Genomic DNA, 8,939 nt, shown 5'->3' with positions numbered 1-8,939 from the left:
CCGGCCCGACCCACGAGCAGGTTCCGCCCTCGAACGGGCGGCCCAGCTCCAGGCCCCAGCCGTCCCGGAGGCTCCGGAGCGCGCACGGAAGCGACTCCAGCCACTCCCGTCCGCCGTCCAAGGACGCCACGTTGCGCGCCACGCTCGCAGGAAGCGGAGCGGGACCCGCAGTCCGGTTCGAAACCGTGCTCACTCCTGTTCGAAGTAGATCTCGCGGGCCAGGAACGCGTGCCGCGAGTGATCGGTGAACACGCCGTCGACTCCGGCTGCGAAGAACGCGCCGTACTCGGCGGCGAAGCCGCCGAAGTCGCCGGGCTCGCCGCCGCTGCGCAGGTCCGCGGGAAGGAAGCGGTTCTCGCTGCGGAAGGTCCAGGGGTGCACGGCCAGGCCGGCCCCGTGGGCGTCCTCGACCAGCGGGGTGGGATCGCCCAGGTTGTCGTCCTCGTCGCGCGGGATCACCAGGGCCTTCGCCGGCCCGACGGCTTCGGCGAACTCCGCGACCCCGGCGAGGCCGTCGGGGGTCAGGTAGGGCTTCCAGTGGTCTTCGGTGCCCATCAGGAACACGCGCGGCACCCCGGCGTCGACGAGCCTGCGCAGGCTCTCGCTTTCGAAGGACTGCAGGAACACCGGCAGTTCGGGTTCGGCCCCGGTCAGTCCGTTGTCCAGCAGGGCCGCCACCAGCGGCGGCTCCAGGTCCAGGCCGAGCCCGGTGTGGTAAGCGGGGTGCTTGGTCTCGGGGTAGACGCCGACGCGCCGCCCCAGCTCCCCGGTCATCCGCCGGGCCAGGTCGATGATCTCCTGCAGCGTGGGGATCGCGTAGGCGCCGTCGTGCGCGGCGTTGTCGGGGCGGACGTCGGGGATGCGCTCGGTGGCGCGCAGCGTCTTGATCTCGTCCAGCGTGAAGTCGTGGACGAACCAGCCGGTGTACTCGCGGCCGTCGATCGTGCGGGTGGTTCGCCGGTCCGCGAACTCGGGCCGGTCGGCCACGTCCGTCGTATCGCCGATCTCGGGCTCGTGCCGGGCCACCAGTACCCCGTCGGCCGTGGCGACCAGGTCGATCTCCATGAAGTCGCCGCCGAACCGCGCCCCCAGCTCGTAGGAGGCCAGCGTGTGTTCGGGGCGGTGCCCCGAGGCGCCCCGGTGGGAGACGATCGTGAGTTCGGGCTCCTGCTTGTTTCTGCGCACAGCCGCTTTCCGTCCCTGGATGCCCGCATCGGCGCGGTGCACCCGCTCGCAAGTGATGGCCTGCCCGGACTGCGCGTCCGTGCAGGCCATCATGTGTACCGTTCCGCGCCCGGATGCGCGAACCCGGCCCGTCGCCGCCCGGCGGTCGGGGCCGGTGCGGGCCGGGGCGGGGCTGCTACGACAGCTTGCCCACCACGTACTCGATGGACTCCGTCAGCGTGCGCACGTCGGCGGGCTCGATCGCCGGGAACATGCCGATGCGCAGCTGGTTGCGGCCCAGCTTGCGGTAGGGCTCGGTGTCGACGATGCCGTTGGCGCGCAGGGTGGAGGCCACGGCGGCGGCGTCGATGCTCTCGGCGAAGTCGATCGTGCCCACGACCTGGGACCGCTGCGCCGGCTCGGCGACGAACGGGCTGGCGTAGTCGGTCTTCTCGGCCCAGGAGTAGAGGATCGACGAGGACTCCGCGGTGCGGCCGACCGTCCACTCCATGCCGCCCTGCGCGTTCATCCACTCGACCTGGTCGGCGAGCAGCATCAGCGTGGCGACGGCCGGCGTGTTGTAGGTCTGCTCCTTGCGGGAGTTGTCGACCGCGGTGGTCAGCGAGAAGAACTCGGGGATGTAGCGCCCGCTCCGGGCGATCTCGTCGACCCGGGCCAGCGCCTTGGGCGACATGACGGCGATCCACAGCCCGCCGTCGGCGGCGAAGCACTTCTGCGGAGCGAAGTAGTAGACGTCGGTCTCGGCGATGTCCACCGGGAGGCCGCCGGCTCCGCTGGTGGCGTCGACGAGCACCAGCGAGTCGTCATCGGCGCCGGGAACCCGCCGGATGGGCATGGCGACACCGGTGGAGGTCTCGTTGTGGGTCAGCGCGTAGGCGTCCACACCGGCTTCGGCCACCGGCTCGCCGTGTGTGCCGGGGTCGGTGCTGAGGACGCTCGGCTCGTCGAGCCACGGTGCGCCCTGGGCCACCTTGACGAACTTCGAGGAGAACTCGCCGAAGGACAGGTGCTGGGACTTGTTGCGCAGCAGCGCGTGGGCCGCGGTGTCCCAGAACGCGGTGGTGCCGCCGTTGCCGACGATCACCTCGTATCCCTCGGGCAGGTCGAAGAGCTGCGCCAGCCCGGATCGCACCCGCCCCACCAAGGACTTGACCGGCTTCTGCCGGTGCGAGGTCCCCATGTAGCCGGAGCCGGACGACGCGAGGGAGGACAGTTGCTCGGGGCGGACCTTCGACGGGCCGCAGCCGAAGCGGCCGTCGCTGGGCAGCAAGTTCGCGGGAATCTGAATGTCGGTCACCTGCGCCAGGGTAGTGGCTGGCGACGTCGCACCGCAGGCGAGGGGGGCGGGTTAGCGGTGTTTCCGCAGCGAGAGCGGCGGTCGGGGCGCGGCGGGCCGGCGGCCGCGGTCTGCTGCGCGGCCGTGGCCCTGGCCGGGTCGGGGCCGGCTCCCGGGTCAAAGGTCTGCCTTGCAAACCTCACGGCGGCGGCCTAGGATCGGAGCCTGTTGAGTTTGCTGTGCAAACCTTTAGTGGAGGGCCGATGGCTTCCGACCCCGGATCGGCACGCATGCAGCAGGCGGTCGCCGTGGCCGCCAACTTCAATTCGCTGCGCGGCCTGATCCTGCTGCCCATGGGCGGAGCCCTGATCGTCGCGGGCACGCTGAATCTGGCCGGCTTCTCGCTGGTGACCTTGCCCTTCCTGGCCCTGGCACTGGTCGCCCAGGTGCCGATCACCCGCTACTACCAGCGGAACTTCGGCCGGGTGCGCAGCGATGACATGGCCGCTAAGACCCTGGCGGTCATCGCGGCTCTGGCGGTGTTCACCGCCGTGGGCATCGCCCTGAAGTACACGCAGGCGCTCGACGGGCAGAATGCGGTGTGGCTGACTGGCCTGCAGGCGGCGGCCACGATGTCGGTGATGAGCTGGATCCCCTCGGCGGTGCGGGGCCGCTGGCGGGACCTGCGCCTGATCCGCCATTGGTGCGCGATCTGTGCGGTTCTGGCCGCGTGCGCTCTCGTGCCCGTAGGACTGTGGACCGGCGGGGACCATCCCCTGAACCGGTCCGACCTCGCCACGGCCAGCCTCTCGTGGGTCTTCGGCGCGGCATTCCTGGTGGGCGGTGTGCTGGACCACCGCTCCCTGGCGCGCACCATGCGCGGCGTCCGGGAGGCGCGACGATGACCGGTTCCGACGCCTACGAGGCCGCCGGCGGCCTCGACCGGGTCATCCACGAGCCGGCGCGCCTGCTGCTCACCACCGCGCTGCACTCGGTCGACGGGTCCGACTTCGTATTCCTGCAGAACCTGTCCGGGCTGACCAAGGGCAACCTGTCCAGCCACCTGGCAAAGTTGGAGCAGGCCGGCTACATCGCGGTCACCAAGACCGGAGCGGGCCGGCGCGCGCGCACCTGGGTCGAACTCACCGGCACCGGCCGCGCCGCCGTCACCGAGCACTGGAAGCACCTGGACCGCCTGCGCGCGCTCGCCGACGTGCCGCACGAGTCGGCCGACCGCTCCGGAACCGGACCGTGAGCGGTGCCCGCACCCGCCGGCGCCCGCCCGGCGCGTCCGTCTACACGCCCTGCTCCAGCGCCTCCCGGGCACCCGGGACGTCGCCGATGCTGCGGGAGGCCGGGCCGGTGTACCGGGCGCTGGGGCGCACCAGGCGGCCGGTGCGCTTCTGCTCCAGGATGTGGGCCGCCCACCCGGCGGTGCGGGCGCAGGTGAACATCGACGTGAACATCTCGGTGGGGACGTCGGCGAAATCCAGCACGACCGCGGCCCAGTACTCGACGTTGGTCGCCAGCACCCGGTCGGGCTTGCGGGCGTGCAGTTCCTCCAGCGCGGCGTTCTCCAACGCCGCGGCGACTTCGTAGCGCGGCGCGTCCAGCTCCTGGGCGGTGCGGCGCAGCACCCGGGCGCGCGGGTCCTCGGCTCGGTAGACGCGGTGCCCGAAGCCCATCAGGCGCTCGCCCCGGTCCAGCGCGCGCGCGACGTAGGTCCGGGCGTCCCCGATGCGCTCGGTCTCGTCGAGCATGTGCAGCACGCGCGCCGGGGCGCCGCCGTGCAGCGGTCCGGACATGGCCCCCACGGCGCCCGAAAGGGCGGCGGCGACGTCGGCGCCGGTGGAGGCGATGACGCGTGCGGTGAAAGTCGAGGCGTTCATGCCGTGCTCGGCGGCCGACGTCCAGTAGGCGTCCACGGCCTTGACGTGGCGCGGGTCCGGATCGCCGCGCAGCTGGATCATGAAGCGCTCGACGACGGAGGCGCCCTCTTCGATGCGGGCGCGGGGCACCTCGGGCAGCTCGCCGCGCGCCGACTGGGCGGTGAGCGACAGTGCGGCCGAAGCGGCCCGGGCGGCGTCGTCGCGGGCCTGGTCGTCGCCGATGTCCAGCAGCGGCCGGAATCCCCACAGCGGCGCCAGCGAGGCCAGTGAACTCTGCACGTCGACACGGATGTCGCCGCTGCGTACGACCTTGGCCACCGGTTCGGCGAACGGGAGTCCGGGGGAGAAGCTGTCGTCGACCAGCAGTCCCCAGACGCGCCCGAAGGCCGTCTGGCCCACCAGGTTCTCGATGTCGACACCGCGGTAGCGGAGGGCGCCGCCCTCCTTGTCGGGTTCGGCGATCGCGGTCTCGAACGCCAGGACTCCTTCGAGCCCGGGTTTGAAGTCCGACATACCGGTTTCCTCCGTATTGTCGCGATCCCCTGCGCCCGCACGCGGGCGGGGCCGTCGGGTCGGATACCGGTGGCACGCGCGGTGTCACCGGCCGGGCGGTTGTACCGCTGGCGCCTACCCCGCGGGGCGTGTGAGGATGCTCCACTGTGGACGACAGCGATCCGGCGGAACTGCGGCAGCCCTACGGGGGTCAGCCGCTGCGCAGGGCCGAATTGGCCCCCCACCCCATGGACCAGTTTCACACATGGTTCACACAGGCGCACAGGTCGGGGGTCAGCGAACCCAACGCCATGGTCGTGGCCACGGTCGAGCCGAACGGCGCCCCCCGGGCACGAACCGTCCTGCTCAAGGGATACGACCGTTCCGGCCTGCGGTTCTTCACCAACTCCGGCTCCCGCAAAGGCCGGGCGCTGTCGGCGGAGCCGCGGATCGCTTCGGTGTTCCCCTGGCACGCGATCCGCCGCCAGGTCCAGGTTTCGGGCCGCGCCGAACCGCTCACCGACGCCGAGAACGACGCCTACTTCCGTTCCCGTCCGCGGGGTTCGCAGATCGGCGCATGGGCCAGCGAGCACCAGTCGGCCCGAGTGGCCGGCCGCGCCGACCTGGAAGCGCATTACGCCGACTTCGCCGGCATGTGGCCGGACGGCGAGGAGATCCCGCGGCCCGCCTACTGGGGCGGCTACCGCATCCGGGTCGAGGAGGTCGAGTTCTGGCAGGGCCGCGCCGACCGCATGCACGACCGGTTCCGCTATCTGCTCGCTTCCGGGGAGCCGGCCGAGGGCGTTTGGGAGCTGGACCGGCTGTCGCCGTAAGCTGAACCGGCCAACGCGGACCGGCGCGGGTTTCCCCGAGGGAGCCCGCGGGCGCGGAGGCACGGGTCGCCGAATCCGCAGCAGCGGTGCTTCGGCCGCCGCGGGGCTGTGGTGTTCGGCACATTGCGGCGAAGTGGGTTGTCCGTCGCCGGGGTATGATGATGGGCAATCGGTGGCCGCTTCCGCGGCCAGGGCGCAGCGGTCGGTTCCTCGTCCGGGCAGGGTTCCTGGAGGGCGACCGGAATCCCGTGCGGCCGGTCTGTGTTGAGAGTCTGCCGTCGTCGACTCTCGACGGCCCATGAGGGGAGGGGAGCCTTGACCGCACACGGGCTTATCGACACAACGGAGATGTACCTCCGCACGATTTTCGAGCTGGAGGAGGAAGGCATCGTGCCCCTGCGGGCGCGCATCGCCGAGCGCCTCCAGCAGAGCGGTCCCACGGTCAGCCAGACCGTCGCACGCATGGAGCGCGACGGGTTGCTGCGCGTCGAGAACGACCGCCATCTCGCGATGACCGACGAGGGGAACCGGTTGGCCACCCTCGTCATGCGCAAGCACCGCCTGGCCGAGCGCCTGCTCGTCGACGTCATCGGCCTGCCTTGGGAGGACGTGCACGTCGAGGCCTGCCGGTGGGAGCACGTCATCTCCGAAGCGGTCGAGGAGCGCCTGGTGCGGCTGCTCAACGCGCCTTCGGTATGCCCGCACGGAAACCCCATCCCCGCCCTGGAGGAGCTGGGCCTGGCCGACTACGCCCCCGAGCCCTTCTCCGGCGAGTCGATCGTGCCGATGCTCGACGTCGCCAACGGGACCGAGAGCAGGGTGAAGGTGCGGCGCATCAGCGAGCAGCTGCAGAGTGATCCCGAGATCATGCTCGATCTCAAACGTGCCGGGGTACAACCCGAGCAGGAAGTCTTCCTCGTCGAGACGGACAACGGCGTACAGGTGATTGGTGGTAGCGGCAAGGATGGCGAGCCCAGCGAACTGTCCCGGCAGATCGCCAGCCACGTATTCGTCACCAAACCCTGAGCATACCCTCCGCTTCCCGCGCACCCGCGGGCACAGGGGCCGAAATGTCACGTCGCACTGCAGATACCGTGGCAGTGGGGCTATGCTCGGCTCATGGCGCGCGGTCAGCGGCGCGATCGCAGCGACCGCGCCCGGACAGAGCGGACCGTACGGCGCGGCATCGTGACCGCGACCGGCGAGGTCGAGGTGGCGGCTGAATGAACCGACGGGGGGAAGCCTTCTACGACGACGACGCCCTCACCGGGGACGCGGTCTTCGAGCAGGCGCAGATCGCCGTCCTCGTGTCCGACCGCGCCAGTCGTCTGCGTTACATCAACCCCTTCGCGCGCGAGCTGTTCGGTCTCGTCGACGACACCGACCCGCGCTGCGTCACACTCGCGGACCTGGGTATCCAGGAGACCGACCTCGAGCGCGCCAACCAGCTCTCCCGCCGCGCGCTGCAGGGCGACACCTGGGACGGCACCTTCGCCGTCAAGCGCCCCGACGCCGGGTGGCTGCACGTGCGCGTCAACGCCGTTCCGATGAAGGACGCCTCCGGCGCGGTCCGGGGATTCACGGTCTTCGCCGGCGAAGCGCTGCGCAGCGGCCGCGTCGAGGACCTCTACGGCATCCTGGAGCGGGTCGGCAGCCGCCTGGCCGGCTCATTGGAGTTCGACTCCACGATGAAAGCCGTCGCCGAGATCCTCGTTCCGCAGTTCGCCGACCACTGCTTCATCGACCTCTTCGACCACGACCGGCTCGTCCGCCGCATCTCCGTGCACGCCGAGGGGTGGACGCCGCCGCCGGGCACCTGGTTCGACGTCGGCGACGAGATCAGCTACCCCGACCGCCACTTCGTCTACACCGCGATGCGGCGCATGGAGACCGTACTGGTCGGCGACTACGCCGGAGCCGCCGGCCACGACGACCGGCGTTCGGCCCGCGTGGCCGAGCAGGTGGGGGTGACCTCGGCGATCGCGGCGCCGCTGCGGGCCCGCGGCGAACTCCTGGGCGTGCTCACGCTCGCGCTGTCGCGGCTGTCCCCGCGCCAGAAGACCCGTTACGGCGCCTTCGACCGCGACCTCGTGGGCGCGCTGTCCTCGCGGGTGGCCCTGGCCATCGACAACGCGCGCCTCTTCGAGGAGGAGCGCAGCACCGCGCTGGCGTTCCAGCACAGCCTCCTGCCCCGCACGTTCCCGCCGTTCGACGGGTTGTCCATCGCCCATCGCTACGTGCCGGCCAAGCCGCTGGAAGCGCACGGGCACGGTATCCAGACCCAGGTCGGGGGCGACTTCTACGACGTCATCCCGCTCTCGGCCGGGCGCGTGGGCATCGTCATCGGCGATGTCGAAGGCCGCGGACCGCATGCCGCGGCGGTCATGGGCCAGCTCCGCGCCGCGCTGCGCGCTTTCGCCCAGGCCGACCGCGAACCGGCCGACATCCTGCGCGAACTGGACGAATGGGTGCGTCGGCTGGGCCGCCCCGACGACTCCGGCGGCACCTGGGTCCCCAGCGTCAGCTGCCTGTACATGGTCTACGACGCCTGGTCGCGGCGGCTGTCCTACGCCAACGCCGGCCATCAGGCGCCGCTGCTGATCTGCGACACCGGCGTCGAGGAACTCGCCCTAGAGGTCTCCGACACCCTGCTCGGCGTCAAACTGCGCGGCGCCCCCTTCGACGACGCCGTCTACCACCAGGCCGACCTCGAACTCCCCGCCGGCGCCACGCTGCTGCTCTACACCGACGGGCTGGTCGACCGGCGCCCCATCGGCGGAACCGTCGACGTGCAGCGTTCGCTGGAGCAGCTGCGCGGGCGCGTAGGCGAGGTCGCCGACAAGGACGTCGAGCAGATCGCCCATACGGCGGTCGACGCCGTCCCCGGCGAGATCGACGACGACACCGCGCTGCTGGTGGTGCGCACCCACTCCGGCGAACTCGCCATGGAGGAGGGCTGGTTCATCGCCGAGGCGCCCACCGTCGGCGACGCCCGCCACCTGGCCTCCAGCACGTTCAAGAACTGGGGGATGGACCGCGATCAGGCCGAGCTCGCGTGCCTGCTGGTGTCGGAGATCGTCACCAACGTCGTCATCCACGCCACCCCCCACCCCTCCCGCCGCGAGTTCACCGACGAGGGCGTCCTCGATTCCGGCACGGGCCTGGAGCTGGGCGGCGACTTCGGCGAAGGCGGCGACTTCGACGAGGACTGGTCGGACCTGCTGGACGGGGCCGAGGACGAATCCGAGTCCGCCCAGCCCAGCG

Annotated in this window: 8 protein-coding genes; 5 read left to right on the top strand and 3 right to left on the bottom strand. The window is 71.3% G+C overall.

Annotated features, from left to right (window positions below; translation table 11 throughout):
- Positions 1 to 189: 189 nt before the first annotated feature.
- Both D452_RS0101330 and serC read right to left on the bottom strand, forming a co-directional pair.
- The gene (locus D452_RS0101330; protein ID WP_017542362.1) at positions 190 to 1,185 is read right to left on the bottom strand and encodes a glycerophosphodiester phosphodiesterase family protein; all 996 of its coding nucleotides are present in this window, start codon (positions 1,183 to 1,185) and stop codon (positions 190 to 192) included.
- Between the two features lie 175 nt (positions 1,186 to 1,360).
- Positions 1,361 to 2,482 (bottom strand): phosphoserine transaminase, encoded by a 1,122-nt coding sequence (gene serC, locus D452_RS0101325; protein ID WP_017542361.1) that lies wholly within the window; start codon positions 2,480 to 2,482, stop codon positions 1,361 to 1,363.
- 242 nt (positions 2,483 to 2,724) lie between these two features.
- On the opposite strand from serC, the gene D452_RS0101320 reads away from it, so the two are divergent.
- On the top strand, positions 2,725 to 3,366 hold the full coding sequence (locus tag D452_RS0101320; protein WP_017542360.1) for a hypothetical protein: 642 nt from the start codon (positions 2,725 to 2,727) through the stop codon (positions 3,364 to 3,366).
- Positions 3,363 to 3,716, top strand: coding sequence for a transcriptional regulator (locus D452_RS0101315; protein WP_017542359.1), 354 nt, complete (start codon positions 3,363 to 3,365; stop codon positions 3,714 to 3,716). The genes D452_RS0101320 and D452_RS0101315 overlap by 4 nt, the downstream gene beginning before the upstream one ends.
- Before the next feature lie 40 nt (positions 3,717 to 3,756).
- Here the strand turns inward: D452_RS0101315 and D452_RS0101310 are convergent, their stop codons facing one another.
- Entirely contained in the window at positions 3,757 to 4,863 is a 1,107-nt protein-coding gene (locus D452_RS0101310; RefSeq protein WP_017542358.1) for a citrate synthase 2, read from the bottom strand.
- 146 nt (positions 4,864 to 5,009) lie between these two features.
- Here D452_RS0101310 and pdxH point away from each other — a divergent pair, with 146 nt between their 5' ends.
- The 3 genes from pdxH to D452_RS0101295 all read left to right on the top strand — a co-directional run.
- A complete protein-coding gene (gene pdxH, locus D452_RS0101305; protein ID WP_017542357.1) occupies positions 5,010 to 5,675 on the top strand; it encodes a pyridoxamine 5'-phosphate oxidase in 666 nt (221 codons plus the stop codon).
- A gap of 315 nt (positions 5,676 to 5,990) precedes the next feature.
- On the top strand, positions 5,991 to 6,701 hold the full coding sequence (locus tag D452_RS0101300; RefSeq protein WP_026128868.1) for a metal-dependent transcriptional regulator: 711 nt from the start codon (positions 5,991 to 5,993) through the stop codon (positions 6,699 to 6,701).
- 197 nt (positions 6,702 to 6,898) lie between these two features.
- On the top strand, positions 6,899 to 8,939 hold a 2,041-nt coding region (locus D452_RS0101295; protein WP_017542355.1), incomplete at its 3' end, for a SpoIIE family protein phosphatase.

Source organism: Nocardiopsis prasina DSM 43845, from assembly GCF_000341265.1.
GTDB lineage: Bacteria > Actinomycetota > Actinomycetes > Streptosporangiales > Streptosporangiaceae > Nocardiopsis > Nocardiopsis prasina.
This window is presented reverse-complemented; position numbering and strand designations above follow the sequence as displayed.